Consider the following 17260-nt stretch of genomic DNA (forward strand, 5'->3'; position numbering starts at 1 on the left):
TCTCTTTTGTTACGTAGATTCTTGTTGATATGGCTTATCTTCATCATACAAACCGGAAACAATTTGGTACCACTCAAAAATGTGTGTAATTATCACCTTAGCTGCGGCATAAACAGGAATTCCTAAAATCACCCCGACAATCCCAAATAGTTTACCAGACGTTAATAAAACAACCAAAATGGTGACTGGATGAATGGATAACTGACTGCCTAGGACAAGTGGTGAAATAAACCGACCTTCGACCGTTTGCTCAATGGCAAAAACAATCAAGACTTTAATTAACAAAGCTGGCCCACTGACAATTCCTAAAAAGACTGCTGGAATCATGGCTAAAAATGACCCTAAATAAGGGATTAAATTTAAAAAGCCTGCTGCAATACCTAAAGTGACTGCATAATCTAAGCCAATGACAGAAAAACCAATCATAAACATAATTGCCACTGCGAAAGCGACAGTTAACTGTCCTCTAATATAAGAAGAGACTTGATCATTGACTTCTGCAAGAACTTTTAAGGTTGGTTTACGCATCTTCACTGGTAAAAACTTCATTAAATATGGCGCTAAGTTTTTGCCATCTTTCAGTAAATAAAATAGAATAAACGGCATCGTAATGATGGCGACAAAGATCGTAGCCACCGCCCCAAAGAAATTACCAATTCCTTGTACTGTGAACGTTGAGACGTTTTTAATGATGGTACCTAACGAACTGACAACTTTATCGCCTGCCGCTTCAAGTTGTTCTCTAAATTGCGCGAAAAGTGGATCACTTAATATTTCCTGCGATTTTTGATCAATTGTATCAATATATTGAGGAAAATGATTTACAAAGCTGACAGATTGCTCACGAATTTTAGGAACGATTACAATACCACCCCAAATGAGTAGTGCCACAATTAAAATAAATAGGCCGATAATACTCCAGACACGTGAGATTTGTTTTTTCTCTAAATAATCGACAATCGGATTTAATAAATAATATAAAATCCCCGCCATAATTACTGGTAAGCCGACAACGCCGAAAAACTGCCAGACGGGCTTAAATAAATAAGAAACTTTCGTAAAAGTTAGAATAATTAACAGCACCAATAAGACAATCAGTAAGGCTGTTACTACTTGATTATTTAAAAACCAACGCCAAAACCAAGACAGGCGTTTATCAGTCGTTTGTTTTTTATCCATTGATTCACGCTCCATTTACTAAGTAATCAATTGTTGTTCCAATAGTTATCTTTGGTAACTGATGGGGCGTTAAATAAACACCATTTCGGATAACATCATCCTCATCGGTTGGTGCATCAGCAAAGATTAAAGTGCTGTGAGCGATACTTTGCAAGTTACTATTGGCAAAAGAACCCACTTTTGTGATTGTATAATTTGTATCGCCAATTTTCAGATGATCTCCTTCTGCCAAGGTAACTTGGTCTTTTTCTGGGAATGATTGAATAACTGCATGTTGCTTCAAGGTATCGGTAGCAGTTTCTCCAAAAAGAATAATCATTTTTTCTGAATCATCGATTGCATGTTTGCCTATTTCTGTTACGGTTGCTTGCATCTTCCATCCCACTCCTTCATTATCTTACTTCTATTATTATAGCATAGAATAAAATAGATATTCAGGAAAAAGAAAAGGCGGTGAACAATCGTCAATTGACTTTTGTTCACCGCCTTAAAATAAGTTTTTATTTAAAGAAGTTCATAATATGAGTCCAAATTTTTTCATCAAAGACATCCATTGGATTCCCATTTCCAATCAAACCATAACCAATCATTGTTCCCACAACAAATAAGATAATGACTAACGAAATGACCACTAGAATTTTCAATAATGTTACTAAAATATAACGAAATGAACTCATACGTTTGACTCCTTTAGATTACTGTCGTTGCTTGTTTTTCTTCAATTTTTTCATCATTGACACGTTCAACGTTCGCGCCTAATTTTTGAAGTTTTTTATGGAACTCATAATAGCCACGATCTAAATATTTCAAATTAGAGACACGTGTAATGCCATTTGCACGTAACCCTACTAAAATCAATGCGGCAGCTGCCCGTAAATCAGTGGCTTCCACTGCTGCTCCTTGTAACTCGTTGCCACCATTAATAACGGCAATGTTGCCGTCAATTTTTAAGTCAGCGTTCATTCGACGCATTTCCTCTAAGTGTTGGTAACGATTTTCAAAGACTGTTTCTGTCACGATGCTTGTTCCTTCAGCAAACATTTGGATTGCTGTCATTTGTGCTTGCATGTCTGTTGGGAAACCAGGATGCGGCATTGTCTTAACATCTGTTGGTTTTAGATGTTTTGGTCCAATTACACGGATGCCGTTTTCTTCTTCTTCAATGATTGCACCCATTTCAGTTAATTTAGAAATTAGCGGACGATTATGTTCAGAAATTGCTTCTTCAATTAAAACATTGCCCTCAGTCATTGCTGCAGCTACCATGAACGTACCTGCTTCAATTCGATCTTGAACGATTGAATGCTCTACGGCATGTAATTTATCGACGCCTTCGATACGCATCGTTTCTGTCCCAGCACCGATAACATTGGCACCCATTTTGTTTAAAATGTTTGCTAAGTCAACGATTTCAGGTTCACGAGCAACGTTTTCAATGATGGTTGTTCCTTTCGCACGAACAGCAGCCATCATAATATTTTGCGTAGCGCCGACACTTGGGAAGTCTAAGTAAATAGTGTTACCGATTAGTTCATCCGCAATTGCTTCAATATAACCATTTTTTTGGATGATTTTTGCACCTAATGCTTGGAAGCCTTTTAAGTGTAAATCAATTGGTCGTTTGCCAATGGCACAGCCACCTGGCATTGCCACTTTGGCATGACCATTACGAGCCAATAAAGGTCCCATTACAACGATAGAAGCACGCATTTTACTAACGTACTCATAGTTTGCTTCGATCCCTAAAGGTTGTGTTGCGTCTATTGTTACTTCATTCGCGTCTTCATCAAAATCAATGGCTACATTCAAATGCTTAATTACTTGATTCATTGTAAATACATCAGATAAAATTGGTACATTCTTTAAAGTAGTAACGCCTTCTTCAGCTAAAAGAGTAGCTGCTAAAATTGGTAAAACAGCGTTTTTGGCGCCTTCAATTTTTACAGTTCCTTCTAATTTTGTATTACCACCATGAACAATAATTTGTTCCATTTTGTTCCCCCCAAAAAAATGAGAATAGGTATTCCTATTCAAAATCTTTACTATTATACCATTATTCAACTAAAAATTGTACCTTTTTTTATTTTTCAATTTTTAAGGAAAATACACAATGAAAAGATTTCGACAAAGCGCAATCAATTCTAAAGCAAACGAGCTAACTGTGTATCCGATAGCGATGGCGAAAAATACCATCAGCATTCTAATTTGCGGTGTAAATTGGGTTTTGAAAAATTGCTCAATACGCAATGATTGCAACGCCCAAAAACTTATGTAAATGAACATAAGATGACTAACGATTCGAACAATAGCATCTACTCCATAGTATTGCATAAGGAGCCTCCTTTTTTCTAACGTAGGAACATTTTATCACAAAATAATAAAAACCGATAATTTATCCACTTGAAATGCCAAAATTTGACACTATTTATTAAAAAATACGAAGAAATAGAGTTTAAGGCACCTGACTCAATAGCAAGCGCCTTAAACTCTACAAAAGTGACTGAATCCTTCAGCCTTTTTTACCCATGTTTCGATACGTTGATCCGGTTGATTGCACGATGCAAAGCAACAGTCGCACGACGTAGTTGATCGCGGTCATCTTTTGCTTTGGCTTCTTCAATTAAACGTTCTGCTCGTTGTTTTGCTCGTTCAGCACGAGGTACATCGATATCTCGTTCACGTTCGGCACTATCGGCAATAATAGAAACGACATTATCACGGACTTCCATGATACCACCATTTACAGCTACCCAGTCAACATGTGTATCTGAATCGGTCCGTTTGATGCGGACTTCATCAATCGCTAGCGGAACGATGATTGGCGCATGTTTTGGTAAAATACCAATTTCACCATCTGTTGTTTTCGCCACAACGATTTTTGCATGGTGGTCATAAACTAGACCATTAGGCGTTACTACATTCACAGTAAGACTATCCATTGTGTTTGCCGCCTTTCTAGTAGTTTAATTGTTTCGCTTTTTCGATGGCATCTTCAATTTTACCGACACTACGGAAGGCTTCTTCTGGCAGATTATCATGTTTACCTTCAAGAATTTCTTTAAAGCCACGAACTGTTTCCGCAACTGGTACATAAGAACCAGGTTGACCTGTAAATTGTTCAGCAACGTTAAAGTTTTGAGATAAGAAGAATTGAACACGGCGTGCGCGACCAACAAGTACTTTTTCGTCATCTGATAATTCGTCCATCCCTAAAATAGCGATGATATCTTGTAATTCACGGTAACGTTGTAAAATATGTTGCACTTCGGTAGCCACTTCGTAGTGTTCTTCTCCAACAATTTCTGGAGCCAAGGCACTAGAAGATGAAGCTAACGGATCTACCGCTGGATAAATCCCTTGTTCGGTTAATTTACGTTCCAAGTTAGTTGTTGCATCCAAATGGGCAAACGCTGTTGCTGGCGCTGGATCGGTATAGTCATCGGCTGGAACATAGATTGCTTGAATAGAGGTAATTGATCCTTTTTTCGTTGAAGTAATCCGTTCTTGTAATTGTCCCATTTCAGTCGCTAAGGTTGGTTGGTAACCAACGGCTGACGGCATCCGACCTAAAAGGGCAGAAACTTCTGAACCGGCTTGTGTGAAACGGAAAATGTTATCAATAAATAATAGCACGTCTTGTCCTTCCACATCACGGAAATATTCAGCAATCGTTAACCCAGTTAAAGCCACACGCATCCGTGCACCTGGTGGTTCGTTCATTTGACCAAAAACCATGGCTGTTTTTTCAATAACGCCTGAATCTTTCATTTCATAGTACAGGTCGTTCCCTTCACGTGTCCGTTCACCAACACCAGTAAAGACGGAAATCCCTCCATGTTCTTGGGCAATATTATGAATTAATTCTTGAATTAAGACGGTTTTACCAACACCGGCACCACCGAAAAGTCCGACTTTACCACCTTTTAGATAAGGTGCTAATAAGTCAATAACTTTAATCCCTGTTTCTAAAATTTCATTACTGGTACTTAATTCATCAAATGCTGGCGCTTTTTTATGAATCCCACTACGTTCAGCATCTGCAGGGAATGGCGCTTCTAAGTCAATTGTGTCTCCTAAAACGTTAAACACACGACCTAATGTATCTTTACCAACAGGAACTGAAATTGATTTTCCTGTATCGATAACTTCCATTCCACGTTGTAAACCATCTGTCGATTCCATAGCGATAGAACGAATCACTCCATCACCTAGTTCTAAAGCGACTTCAAGTACTACTTTTTGTTTTGCTTCGCCATTTTTATAAACGACTAAAGCGTTGTTAATATCGGGTAAGGATTGATCTAATGAAAATTCCACGTCAACAACGGGACCGATTACTTGAACAATCTTTCCTGAACTCATAATTTCTTTCCTCCAGTCTTCATAAAGTCACACGCTTTGAACGTTTTTATAAACGTTCAAACGTAAGACTAGATTATTCTAGTGCAGCTGCACCAGCAACAATTTCTGTAATTTCTTGGGTAATCGCCCCTTGACGAGCACGGTTATAAGAAATTGTTAAATCGCTAATAATATTTTGCGCATTGTCAGTGGCTGTTTTCATGGCGGTCATCCCAGCAGCATGTTCTGCTGTTTTCGCATCAATGATCGCCCCATAAATTAAGCTTTCTGCATATTGTGGTAATAATTGATCCAAGATTGCTTCAGGTGAAGGCTCTAAAAGATATTCTTGTTCGTAAGAGGTCGCCTCTGATGGATCTAAATCAGTAATTGGCAACATTTTTTCCACACGAAACTGACTCGTTAGTGAGTTAACGTGGTGATTATAACAAACATACAATTCATCAAACACTTCGTTTTGGTACATAGTCGTTGCCGTTGTCACAATCTTACGGACTTCTTCAAACGTTGGTTGATCCGTTAAGCCTCTTAGCTCATAGGAAACATCGATTCCGCGTGCTTTAAAGAAATCCGCCCCTGTACCACCAATAGCGATTAAGGCATATTCTTTATTAGAATCATGGTCTTCTTGAATCATACTCATGGTTTGTTTTAAGATTGAGCTATTGTAGCCACCAACTAACCCTTTGTCAGAAGTGATAACGATATAGCCTGTTTTTTTGACAGGTCGTTGTGCTAACATCACATGATAGTTCCCTTCACTAAGAGAAGATTGTTCTGTTTCACGTAATTCACTTAACTGAGCAGCTACTAAATGCGTAACGACACTACGAATTTTTGAAGAATATTCTTGAAAGCTTTTAGAGGCGCCTTCTGACTTGGTCAATTTGGCTGCAGAAACCATTTGCATCGCTTTGGTAATTTGGCTTGTCTTTTTTGTTGATGCAATGCGTTGTTTGATTTCGTTTAATGAAGCACCCAATGTCGCTCACCTCTCTTATGCGTTATCGATTTTTTCTAAAGCTTCTTTGGCTGAATCTCCGCTATTGTTTGCCGCTGCAAACATTTCAGAAAACTCTGTAATCGCTGCATCTAATGCATCAGTATCTGGTAAGTCTTTCGTAGTACGAATGGTTTCCAATAAGTCTGCATGTTTGCCATCAAAATAATCGAATAAATCTTGTTCAAAGTGTAAAATTTTATCTACGCTCACGCTATCTAAAAAGCCGTGTGTTAACGCATATAAAATTAAGACTTGTTTTTCTACAGGCAGTGGCGCATGTAGTTTTTGTTTTAAAATTTCTACCGTACGACGACCACGGTTTAATTTAGCTTGTGTTGCCGCATCTAAATCAGAGCCAAATTGTGTAAAGGCTTCTAACTCACGGTAACTAGCTAAGTCTAAACGAAGCGTTCCGGCAACTTTTTTCATTGCTTTGATTTGCGCTGATCCTCCGACCCGAGAAACCGATAACCCAGCATCAACGGCTGGACGAGTGCCTGCATAGAACAAGTCGCTTTCTAAGAAAATTTGTCCATCAGTGATTGAAATAACGTTTGTTGGAATATAAGCAGAAATATCGCCTGCTTGTGTTTCAACGAATGGTAAGGCTGTCATTGAGCCGCCACCTAATTCATCACTTAATTTAGCTGCACGTTCTAATAAACGTGAGTGTAAATAGAAGACATCCCCTGGATAAGCTTCACGACCTGGTGGACGGCGTAATAGTAGAGAAAGTTCACGATAAGCCACGGCTTGTTTTGATAAGTCATCAAAAATAATTAAGACATGTTTGCCGTTATACATGAATTCTTCACCCATTGCAGTTCCTGCATACGGTGCAATGTAAAGTAATGGTGCTGGTTGTGAAGCCCCTGCAGTCACAACGATTGTATAATCTAAGGCACCAAATTTACGAAGTGTCTCTACTTGGTTACGAACAGTAGATTCTTTTTGACCAATCGCTACATAAATACAAATTACATCTTGTCCTTTTTGGTTAATAATTGTATCAATTGCAATCGATGTTTTCCCTGTTTTACGGTCTCCAATAACTAATTCCCGTTGTCCACGACCAATTGGTACTAGGGCATCAATGGCTTTTAAGCCAGTTTGCATTGGTTCAGCAACAGATTGACGTTGCATAACACCGGGAGCTGTTGCTTCCACAGGACGTGTTTTGTCTGTTTTAATTTCGCCTAAACCATCTAATGGTTGACCTAATGGATTAACAACACGGCCAATCAAAGCTTCCCCAACGGGTACTTCCATGATTTTGCCTGTGCGTTGTACTTTATCTCCTTCACGAATGGTTTCAAAATCGCCAAGGATAATAATCCCTACATCATTTGTTTCTAAGTTTTGTGCCATTCCGTATGAACCGTTTGAAAACTCAACAAGTTCTCCACTCATGGCATTTTCTAAACCGTGGGCGCGGGCAATTCCGTCACCGACGTAAGTGACTGTTCCAACTTCTTCAACAGCAAGCTGTTGTTGATAGTTTTCGATTTGTTCTTTAATCAAGGCACTGATTTCTTCTGCTTTGATAGCCATTCAATTCACCTCTTTGTAGTCCTAAAGATTATTTTAATAACTTCTGCTGCATATGTTCTAATTGTTTGCGGATGCTGCCATCGATTACTTGATGGTTTGCTTCAATAACCACTCCGCCGACAATTGACGGGTCAATTAAATTGACTAAATGCGCTTGTTCATACCCTAATAATTGGGCAGCTTTTTCTTCCATTGCTTGATGTTGTTCTTTTGATAAAGGAATGGCTGTTGTCACTGAACCCAAAATTAGTCCTTGGTGCTCATCATAACGTCGTTCATATTCATCAATCATCAAGAGCAGATCGTACATGCGACGATATTCGTAAACCACTCGCAAAAAGTTTTGCATCATTTCACTAAAACCTGTTACTAGTTTTTCCATGATGCTGTCTTTTTCATAAGGCTCTAAGCGATCATCACTTAAAATATCGCCAATACCAGGTACTTGGTGATAGACTTCGCGAAGCGTCAATAATTCTTGATAAATTGCTTCAGCTTGGTTCTTTTCAACTGCCAACTCAAACAAAGCCTTGCCGTAGCGTTTACCAACTGTATATTTATCTAGTTTCATTTGCTTTACCTAAACTTTCAATATAAGAATCAATCAATGCTTCATGTGCATCTGGTGTTAATTCTTTATTTAAAATTTTGGCTGCAATTTGAAGAGAAAGATCTGCCACTTCATTTTTTACTGAAGACAATGCTTCTTCACGTTCTTGAGAAATATCTGTCCGAGCTTTTTCGCGTAAGCGAGTAACTTCCGCAGTTGTTTCTTTTAATGTTTTTTGGCGAGTCTGTTCTCCACTTTCTTTCGCGTTTTTAATAATTTCAGCTGCTTCTGATCTGGAAGAAAGTAATTGTTGTTGACGTTCTTTTTCCATTTTCGCTGCTGCTACGCGAGATTGTTCTGCAGAGTCTAAATCGTTGGCAATTTTTTCTTCACGTTGTGTCAAAATATCTACGATTGCTCCCCATGCATATTTCTTTAATAAGAGCATCAAGATTAAAAATGCACCACTGACAACAATCATCGTGCCTAGTGTGGTACTAGGAGCCGTTTCACCGACTACCAATGTAGTAAGTAGCATGAAGTCTCAACTTCCTTTCCTGCAAAAATCGATTTAGCTTCTTCAACTGCTTTATCACCAGCTATTGAAAAGGCTAAAGATAGAAGAAAGCAGTGACGGTCCCGATAATAATCAGCGTCCTGCCTCCATTTTATTGCTTATCTGAATAAAAGTAATAAAGAAACAACGACACCTAAAATTGGCACAGCTTCGATTAAAGCGACCCCGATAAACATTGTTGTTCTTAATTGACCAGACATTTCTGGTTGACGAGTCATTGACTCGATTGTTTTTGAAATAACTTGTCCGTTACCGATAGCGGCTCCGATAGCTGAACCGAAAATTGCAATTGCTGCTGCGATAAAATTTAATCCTTCCATTGTGTAAAATCCTCCTAAAAGATAATTTTTGTCCTTCGTATTTCTTGATTATTCTTCTGTTTCAATTTTGTGTGACATATAAACCATTGAAAGTGTCACAAAGATAAACGCTTGGATACATCCAATAAAGATTGAGAATGCTACCCAAATCATTTCTAGCGGAATTGCTAGTGGGATAACCCATAATCCAACGCTTGCTACGGTTCCAGCAATCAAGCCCAATAGAACTTCGCCGGCAAAAATGTTTCCGTACAAACGCAAGCCTAATGTTAATAGATTCGTGAATTCTTCCATTAATTTTACCGGTAGTAAGAAACCAACGGGTCTTAAATAACTATTAACTAGATAGCCTTTAAAACCAAAGCGTTTCATACCAAAGAAGTGTGTTAAGACAATCATCATCATCGCTAACGTTAAGGTTACGATTGGATCGGCGGTTGGACTTTTCCAAACGCTGAGATCGTCGCCCACAACGATTTTTGTAACGAGACCCAAGATGTTTGAAACAAGCACAAACATGAAAAGGGTAAACGCCATTAAATGAAAATTGCTCACTTCTTTACGAGGTAAATTGTCTGTAATGATTCCACGAATAAAATCCACTAACCATTCGATGACCGTTTGTTTGCCTTTAGGTCGTAGCTTCATATTTCTCGTACAAGCATAGACAAAGGCGAAAACAATGATACACGTCAACAGCACCATCAAAACAATGGTTCCATCAAACCAAATTGGTCCGATATTGAAGAGTAATTTCTTCTCTTCCAAATCAATTCACCTCTTTTCCAACAATCTTTCAGAAGTTTCATCCTACTCCTGAGTGATAATCCCTGGCAAAGCTATCGTACCACCACTTGTTGATAATTTACAAATAGTTTACTTTTAAAATTTCATGTGTTGAAAATTGGTTGGAAAACCTTTTCCATAAACCAATCTAATGCAGGGTGGTACTGCTTTCCGAAGCGATTAAAAAATGAATCATTTACATTCATTTACTCAACACTTACCAGATTTTACACCTAATCCGAAGAAAGGCAAGCAAATATGCGAAAAAGAATAAATTTACATTTTTAACGTCGGTTATTTTTTAATGTTCGGCTGATTTGTCGGTCAACTTCCTTACGTTTCAAGTCTTCACGCTTGTCGTACTGCTTTTTCCCTTTAGCTAAACCAATCAAAACTTTGGCATAGCCGTCTTTAATATAGACCTTCAAAGGTACTAATGTGATACCTGTATTTTTGGTTTCGCCGATTAACTTATTAATTTGTTTTTTGTGTAATAATAATTTTCTGGTACGTAATGGGTCATGATTAAAAATATTGCCTTGTTCATATGGACTAATATGAACATTATACAAAAAGGCTTCTCCGTTTCGAATTCGTGCAAAACCATCTTTTAAATTGATACGACCATTACGAATAGATTTGATTTCTGTTCCTTGTAAAACAAGACCTGCTTCAACCGTATCGATAATTGAATAATCATGTCTAGCTTTGCGGTTTTGTGCGATTAATTTTCCTTCCCCTTTTGGCATAAGCGACCTCCTCTACTTCTTCTTTTTCCCTTTTTTATTTTTTTGTTTCATTGCTTCTTTATAAAAAGGTTGTTTTTTGCCTTTGCCTTTTTTCTTATTTTTCTTTTTCTTACCATCAAATGATTCATCTTTTTTATTTCTTCGTTGATTATTTGAACGAGTTGAAGAATTGGCTTTACCTTTTTTACGTCCTTTTGGTCCTTCGACTGGCGCAACTTCTTCAGCTGAAATCAATTCAAAATCAACTTCTCTTGTTTCTGGATCAGCTTTTTCAACACGGATTTGAACTTTCTGACCAATTTTCAAAGTCATTCCCGTCCGTTCACCAACTAACGCCATATGATTTTCAATAAAGTGGAAATAATCTTGTTTTAAGTTGTTCACGTGAATCAAGCCTTCTATTGTATTAGGCAGTTCCACAAAGATACCAAATTTTGTGACTGAGCTGATAATCCCGTCATACGTTTCTCCCACTTTATCTACCATAAATTCGGCTTTCTTCATGGCGTCCACTTCACGCTCTGCATCAACTGCGCGACGTTCCATACTTGAACTATGGTTGGCAATTTCTGGTAATGCTTCGTTCCATTTTTCTTGATTTTTTTCAGATTGATCTTGGCTATAGCTACGAATCAAACGATGCACAATTAAATCTGGATAACGACGTATTGGTGAAGTGAAATGCGTATAATATTCAGCAGCCAACCCATAGTGTCCGTAGTTGTCTTCTGAGTATTTCGCTTGTTGCATACTTCTTAGCAACATCGTATTGATAACCACTTCTTCCGGCTTATTTTCAACTTGCTCTAAAACTTTTTGTAAATCTTTCGGTGAAATATTTTCTTTTGTTCCTTTAACAAGAATGCCAAGTACTGCAGCGAAATCAAAGAAACGTTGCATTTTTTCTTCTTTTGGTTGTTCATGAATCCGATAAATAAATGGCAGTTTTAAGTCATGATAATGACGCGCCACAGTTTCATTCGCTGCCAACATAAAGGATTCAATTAATCGTTCACCCACACCACGCGTGCGTAAAAGAATATCTTTGGGATGACCATTTTCATCAACTAGGACTTTGGCTTCACGATCTTCAAAAGAAATCGCACCACGGCGCATACGCATCTCTTCTAATATATGGTGCAGCTCACCCATCTCTTTAAACATGGGAACTAGTTCTTTGTAGCGTTCTAACGTTTCAGGTTTTTGCTCTTCTAAAATTTCATTGACTGCTGTATAGGTCATTCGCTCCGTTGTTTGGATTACACTTTGGAAAATTTCATGCGAAATAACTTCTCCTTCTGGTGTAATTTCCATCTCACAACTCATGGTTAAACGTGGAACATGTGGGTTTAGCGAACAAATCCCATTTGATAATCGCTGCGGAATCATTGGCACAACTCGGTCTGTCAAATAGACACTTGTACCACGTTCATACGCTTCCATATCCAATTGGCTTCCTTCAGTTACATAATAAGAAACATCTGCAATATGCACCCCTAAAAAGAAATTGCCATTTGCTAACTTTTGTACCGTTACTGCATCATCTAAATCTTTCGCATCTTCTCCATCAATCGTCACAATCAACTGATCACGTAAATCCCGACGACCGACTAAATCGCTTTCTGCAATAGTTTCTGGTACTTGGTCCGCTTCAGCCAAAACTTCATCAGGAAATGCTGTGGGAATTCCATGAGCCACCACGATTGATAAAATATCCATTCCTGGATCATTTTTATGACCAATCACTTGTTTGACTAGTCCTTCCATACTCGTTGGATATTCTTGATCTGGATAATAGGTAATTTCAGCAATGACAATGCTACCATCTACTGGCTTAATCCCTTCAGGTGCAATTGATACAGTATACTGATTCAATTTCTTATCTTTGGGAATCATGTAGCCATACAGTCCCATTTCTGCCATTTCTTCTTCACTATATGCCACAAATTCTCCGACAACTTGGCTCACTGCTCGCTCTTTAATTTCTTTGACTTTACCTTCTGCGCCGCGATCTGAAAAAGGATCCGCATGTTGGATCACGTCGATTAAAACCGTATCTCCATCCATTGCAAAGTTCGTTGCCTCTTTAGGAATGTAAACATCTGGTTCTTCAGGATCGATGGTCACGAAACCAAAGCCTCGTTCATTTGCACGAAACGTTCCTTCTATTAATAAGTCTTTCATTGGTAACAGGACTTTGCCTTTTTTGTTGAAACTAACTGACTTTTCTCGTTCCATTTGTGCAATGGTTTGCACTAAAATTTTAAAATCTGAACTTTTTTCTAAATTCAAGCCTTGTGCAATTTCTTCCATTGAAAAGCTTTTCTTTTTTTGGCTTTCCATGAAATGTAAAATTTGCTCTTTAATTGTTTGTTTTGTCATTATTTCTCCTCATTCCAAGGTAGTGTTGCTAAAAATTGCACCACATCTTGCTCTAATTGTTTGTGTTCTCCACTCACCGTAATGACATGTCCGCTGTTTGGGTACCATTGTAAGGTCACACGTGCTTGTGTTAGCGCTTGGGCCGTTTGATAGACGCCCATTGGCTCAATCATTTCATCTTTGCCAGCTTGCGCTAAGAAAAGAGGTGCGTGGATTTTGTTTAGTTTGTCAGCCGTCTGACTAGCAATCGTTTCAATCGCTCCTAATTGTTGTTTGACTCGTTGCTCAATCGATTGCAACCGGCTTTGTTGTTCCTCTGCAGGAACTTCTGCGATTTTCATCACATTTTCTGCGTATAATACGAAATTTTCTGGGACTTTATTTTCGACAGGGTAGATAGGTGAACAGAAAAATCCACCACCAATTAATCCTGTTAATTGTTCCGTTAATGCATGCATACTGAAAATCCCGCCCATTGATAAACCAAAAATGGCAATTTCTTGGTAACCTCTTTCTCTCAAAAAAGCGACTGCTTCTTGTGTATCTTGCCACCATTGTTCCGTTGTTTGATCTAAAATATCTTCAGGAACTAGCGTGCCATGTCCTGAAAAATTAGGCGAATAGACAGTATAATTTTCTTTTTCTAAACGTCTGCTTAACATCCGTACATCATTACTGCTGCCAGAATAAGCGTGTAATAAAAGGACCGCCCGTTTTCCTTTTTCTGAAAATAACGGCTTCGGTAAATTGATTTTTTTTGCCACTTCGCTCACCTCAGCTTCATTCTATCATATTCTCAAAAGAAAACCTTCCGAAATGATAAGTTTCAAAGACTTTTTCAGAAAGAAAAAGAACAGAAAAATAAGTGTCCGCACTCATCTCTCTGTTCTAAACTTGTCATTTTAAAAGATTACGTACTTATTTTGAAGATAAGAACGCCAAAACAAATAATAAAATCATCCAAATTGCGCCAAGAACTGCTGTTGAGCGTTGCATAACAGCTTCAAAACCGCGCGCTTTTTGCTTCCCAAATAATTTATCTGCACCGCCAGTGAAGGCACTTGCTGCACTGTTTTGTTTGCTTGGTTGCATCATAACAGTAATGACGATTAAAACAGATAAAATGATGACCAACGTTAAGATTAGATTATACATGCGTTAATTCTCCTTTTTATACAAATATGCGAAATTCATCTACTTTAATGTAGCATATTTTATCTGTAAACACCAGTGAAATTTGATGTCTTTCCTTATTTGTCTCTAATAGCAACAGCCGCAAGTAGGAATCAAATTTCTACTTGCGGCTGTTGCTAACTTATTTTTTATTTTCTCAATACGTCTCCGTATTCAGGTTTAGTATCAAATTCTTTTTTGGCAAATGGACATAGCGGAATAATTTTTTTATGCTCTTTTCTCGCTTTTTCAACACCTGCTAAAACAAGTTTTTCAGCTAATTTTTGTCCACGATAAGTTGGATCAACAAACGTATGATCAATAATCATCATGCTTTCGCCAGCATCTGACCAAGTCATTTCACCAATTTCTTGGTTTTCATCGTTATATAGAGCAAAACGATTGTTTTCTTCTTTAATTTGCATATTCGTTCCCTGCTTTCCGAATATATTTTAGAGCACCACTTGGACATGAATCTACCACAATCATGTCATTTTCAACACTTCCGTTATCTGGAATAATCCATGGTTTCCGACCAACTTCAAAGACTTCTGGATTTCCACGAACACAATTACCAATATGTTCACAAATATCTTTATTATAAAAGATATCAATTCCTTCCCCCGTATATTTACGGTAGCCTTCTTTTAATAGTTGTTCTTCCGTGACTGGTTGCCCATCTATTTGGTTTCCTTTCATTGCACAATCTCTCCCCTGTAACTTATTAATATTAAAAACGTACCTTTATTTTACCACTAAGCTGGACATTCAGGCAATTAATTGTTCCACCTTACTTGCCAATTCGACGAGCACGCAAAGCAGATAAGATTGACACAGTGTCCACGACTTCTTGTAGCATAGCCCCGATTAGCGCCGGAATGATCCCGGTACTAGCAATTAGCATTAGTAAAACGCAGATAAAAATTCCGATTAATACAGATTGTTTGGCAATTTTCATGGTATCTTGGGCAATTTCGACCGCTTGGCTGACTTTACTTAAGTCATCTTTTAAAATAACAACGTCAGCAGTTTCACTAGCCGCAGTAGCTCCATGAGCGCCCATAGCAATACCTACGTCTGCAGCGGCAAGCGAAGGTGCATCATTTACACCATCTCCTACCATGATGACTGGATGATTTTCTTTAGGCAATTCTTTTAGAATAGTTAATTTATCTTGTGGTAAACATTCCCCATGTACTTCGGTAATTCCTACTTCTGCAGCAATCGTTTCTGCGACGGATTCTTGATCCCCCGTCAGCATTAAAATTCGTTGAAGATGTAATTGGTGTAATTTTTCCATAGTCTCTTTTGCTTCTGGGCGTACAGTGTCTGTAAAAGTAATTCGGCCTAAATATGTGCCATTACGTGAAATATGAATAGTCGTTTTATCAATTTTTTCAGTTGCTTGAGACTCTTGTGTCACAAAATTCTTTTTACCTACCCGTATCTCAGCACCATCCACAAATGCCTTCACGCCAGCACCAGAAACTTCCGCTAGATCTGTAATATTTTTTAATGGGACATCTTGCTTTCTGGCATAAGCAACAATTGATCTAGCTAAAATATGACTTGATTCTTGTTCCACGCTTGCTGCCAATCCCACTAATTCAGCAGCAGTTATTCCAGCATTGATTGGTTGGACTTGATCAACAGAAAGTTGTCCTTGCGTAATCGTGCCTGTTTTATCAAACGCAATCGTTTTTGCAGAAGCTAATTTTTCGACCATCGTTCCCGATTTAATAACGACCCCATGACGACTTGAACGACCCATCCCTGCCACTAAAGCAATTGGGGCAGATAGAATTAAAGGACACGGCGAAGCAACCACTAAGACTTCCGCAAAGCGTGTCGGACTTTTTGAGACAAACCAAGCAACACCTGCAATTAGGTAGGCAACTAGTGTAAAAGGTACCGCATAGCGGTCTGCTAAACGTACAAAATGAGCTGGACGTGCCGCAGATTCTTTCACTAAGTTCACAATTGTTTGATATTGACTGTCTGCTACAGTTTTTTCAGCAACCATTTTCAAAGAGCCATCACCATTCACGGAACCAGACATTAATTCATCCCCAGGATTTTTTTCAATTGGTTTTGATTCTCCTGTTAATGAAGATTCATCGACTGTTGATGTCCCGGTTTTTACCAAGCCATCAACTGGAACTAGTTCCCCTGGTTTTACTACTAATTCATCGCCAACATTGATTTCCTCAACAGAAACATCTTCTAAATTTTCGCCATTCAAGCGATGAGCTTTTTGTGGCGAGTTATCCAATAATGACTTCAGCTCTTGGTTAGCTTTTCCAGCAGCATAGTCTTCTAATGAATCACCACCAGTCAACATAATTAAAATCATCAAACTGGCCCAGTATTCTCCCACAGCTAAGGTTGCAACGATAGCGGTAATCGCTAAAATATCGACACCATATTTTCCTTCACGTAAGGTTTGAATCATTTCCCAGAACATCATTAACGCCATTACAGAACCTGTTATTAAAATAATACCATACGCCCAATTCGGCTGATGTAAAATAAATTCAAATAATAATGCCAAAACTCCTGTTATAATTGTAATCCCCAATTTTGTTACATGCTTCATCTCTTTTTCTCTCCCATCATTCACTTTACATT

Annotated in this window: 20 protein-coding genes; all 20 read right to left on the minus strand. The window is 38.3% G+C overall.

Annotated elements, in window-relative coordinates; all coding sequences use genetic code 11:
- Positions 1 to 9: 9 nt before the first annotated feature.
- Positions 10 to 1179 (minus strand): AI-2E family transporter, encoded by a 1170-nt coding sequence (locus IGJ37_RS09850; RefSeq protein ID WP_430598913.1) that lies wholly within the window; start codon positions 1177 to 1179, stop codon positions 10 to 12.
- 4 nt (positions 1180 to 1183) lie between these two features.
- Positions 1184 to 1552: a PTS glucitol/sorbitol transporter subunit IIA gene (locus tag IGJ37_RS09855; protein WP_002356567.1), complete on the minus strand. Its 369-nt coding sequence runs from the start codon at positions 1550 to 1552 to the stop codon at positions 1184 to 1186.
- Between the two features lie 127 nt (positions 1553 to 1679).
- Positions 1680 to 1856 carry a DNA-directed RNA polymerase subunit beta gene (locus tag IGJ37_RS09860; RefSeq protein WP_002356564.1) on the minus strand — a complete coding sequence of 59 codons (177 nt, stop codon included), beginning with the start codon at positions 1854 to 1856 and terminating at the stop codon, positions 1680 to 1682.
- A gap of 13 nt (positions 1857 to 1869) precedes the next feature.
- Entirely contained in the window at positions 1870 to 3171 is a 1302-nt protein-coding gene (gene murA, locus IGJ37_RS09865) for a UDP-N-acetylglucosamine 1-carboxyvinyltransferase (protein WP_002356562.1), read from the minus strand.
- A gap of 102 nt (positions 3172 to 3273) precedes the next feature.
- A complete protein-coding gene (locus IGJ37_RS09870) occupies positions 3274 to 3510 on the minus strand; it encodes a DUF1146 family protein (RefSeq protein WP_002356560.1) in 237 nt (78 codons plus the stop codon).
- 188 nt (positions 3511 to 3698) lie between these two features.
- A complete protein-coding gene (locus tag IGJ37_RS09875) occupies positions 3699 to 4118 on the minus strand; it encodes a F0F1 ATP synthase subunit epsilon (RefSeq protein WP_002356559.1) in 420 nt (139 codons plus the stop codon).
- Between the two features lie 16 nt (positions 4119 to 4134).
- Complete coding sequence (atpD, locus tag IGJ37_RS09880; RefSeq protein ID WP_002356558.1) at positions 4135 to 5541, minus strand: F0F1 ATP synthase subunit beta; 1407 nt, start codon at positions 5539 to 5541, stop codon at positions 4135 to 4137.
- A gap of 73 nt (positions 5542 to 5614) precedes the next feature.
- The gene (locus IGJ37_RS09885; protein WP_002359606.1) at positions 5615 to 6523 is read right to left on the minus strand and encodes a F0F1 ATP synthase subunit gamma; all 909 of its coding nucleotides are present in this window, start codon (positions 6521 to 6523) and stop codon (positions 5615 to 5617) included.
- 15 nt (positions 6524 to 6538) lie between these two features.
- Positions 6539 to 8095 (minus strand): F0F1 ATP synthase subunit alpha, encoded by a 1557-nt coding sequence (gene atpA, locus IGJ37_RS09890; RefSeq protein ID WP_002356555.1) that lies wholly within the window; start codon positions 8093 to 8095, stop codon positions 6539 to 6541.
- 28 nt (positions 8096 to 8123) lie between these two features.
- A complete protein-coding gene (atpH, locus tag IGJ37_RS09895) occupies positions 8124 to 8666 on the minus strand; it encodes an ATP synthase F1 subunit delta (protein WP_002356554.1) in 543 nt (180 codons plus the stop codon).
- Positions 8653 to 9183 carry a F0F1 ATP synthase subunit B gene (gene atpF, locus IGJ37_RS09900; RefSeq protein WP_002365031.1) on the minus strand — a complete coding sequence of 177 codons (531 nt, stop codon included), beginning with the start codon at positions 9181 to 9183 and terminating at the stop codon, positions 8653 to 8655. The genes atpH and atpF overlap by 14 nt, the downstream gene beginning before the upstream one ends.
- Positions 9184 to 9320: 137 nt before the next feature.
- Positions 9321 to 9542 carry an ATP synthase F0 subunit C gene (gene atpE / locus IGJ37_RS09905; RefSeq protein WP_002356552.1) on the minus strand — a complete coding sequence of 74 codons (222 nt, stop codon included), beginning with the start codon at positions 9540 to 9542 and terminating at the stop codon, positions 9321 to 9323.
- Positions 9543 to 9590: 48 nt separating this feature from the next.
- Positions 9591 to 10310, minus strand: coding sequence for a F0F1 ATP synthase subunit A (atpB, locus tag IGJ37_RS09910; protein ID WP_002356551.1), 720 nt, complete (start codon positions 10308 to 10310; stop codon positions 9591 to 9593).
- A gap of 302 nt (positions 10311 to 10612) precedes the next feature.
- Positions 10613 to 11077, minus strand: coding sequence for an SsrA-binding protein SmpB (gene smpB / locus IGJ37_RS09915; RefSeq protein ID WP_002356550.1), 465 nt, complete (start codon positions 11075 to 11077; stop codon positions 10613 to 10615).
- Between the two features lie 12 nt (positions 11078 to 11089).
- Complete coding sequence (gene rnr / locus IGJ37_RS09920) at positions 11090 to 13459, minus strand: ribonuclease R (protein WP_002387150.1); 2370 nt, start codon at positions 13457 to 13459, stop codon at positions 11090 to 11092.
- Entirely contained in the window at positions 13459 to 14232 is a 774-nt protein-coding gene (locus IGJ37_RS09925; protein WP_002384145.1) for an alpha/beta hydrolase, read from the minus strand. Before IGJ37_RS09925 ends, rnr begins: the two co-directional genes overlap by 1 nt.
- Before the next feature lie 145 nt (positions 14233 to 14377).
- Positions 14378 to 14614 (minus strand): preprotein translocase subunit SecG, encoded by a 237-nt coding sequence (gene secG / locus IGJ37_RS09930; RefSeq protein WP_002356546.1) that lies wholly within the window; start codon positions 14612 to 14614, stop codon positions 14378 to 14380.
- A gap of 167 nt (positions 14615 to 14781) precedes the next feature.
- Positions 14782 to 15057: a GNAT family N-acetyltransferase gene (locus IGJ37_RS09935; protein WP_002356545.1), complete on the minus strand. Its 276-nt coding sequence runs from the start codon at positions 15055 to 15057 to the stop codon at positions 14782 to 14784.
- Positions 15047 to 15331 carry a (4Fe-4S)-binding protein gene (locus IGJ37_RS09940; protein ID WP_002356543.1) on the minus strand — a complete coding sequence of 95 codons (285 nt, stop codon included), beginning with the start codon at positions 15329 to 15331 and terminating at the stop codon, positions 15047 to 15049. Before IGJ37_RS09940 ends, IGJ37_RS09935 begins: the two co-directional genes overlap by 11 nt.
- 91 nt (positions 15332 to 15422) lie before the next feature.
- Positions 15423 to 17252, minus strand: coding sequence for a heavy metal translocating P-type ATPase (locus IGJ37_RS09945; protein WP_025189876.1), 1830 nt, complete (start codon positions 17250 to 17252; stop codon positions 15423 to 15425).
- Between the last annotated feature and the right edge of the window lie 8 nt (positions 17253 to 17260).

Origin of the sequence: Enterococcus sp. AZ104 (genome assembly GCF_050546705.1) — a bacterium.
In the GTDB taxonomy this organism is placed as follows: Bacteria; Bacillota; Bacilli; order Lactobacillales; family Enterococcaceae; genus Enterococcus; species Enterococcus faecalis.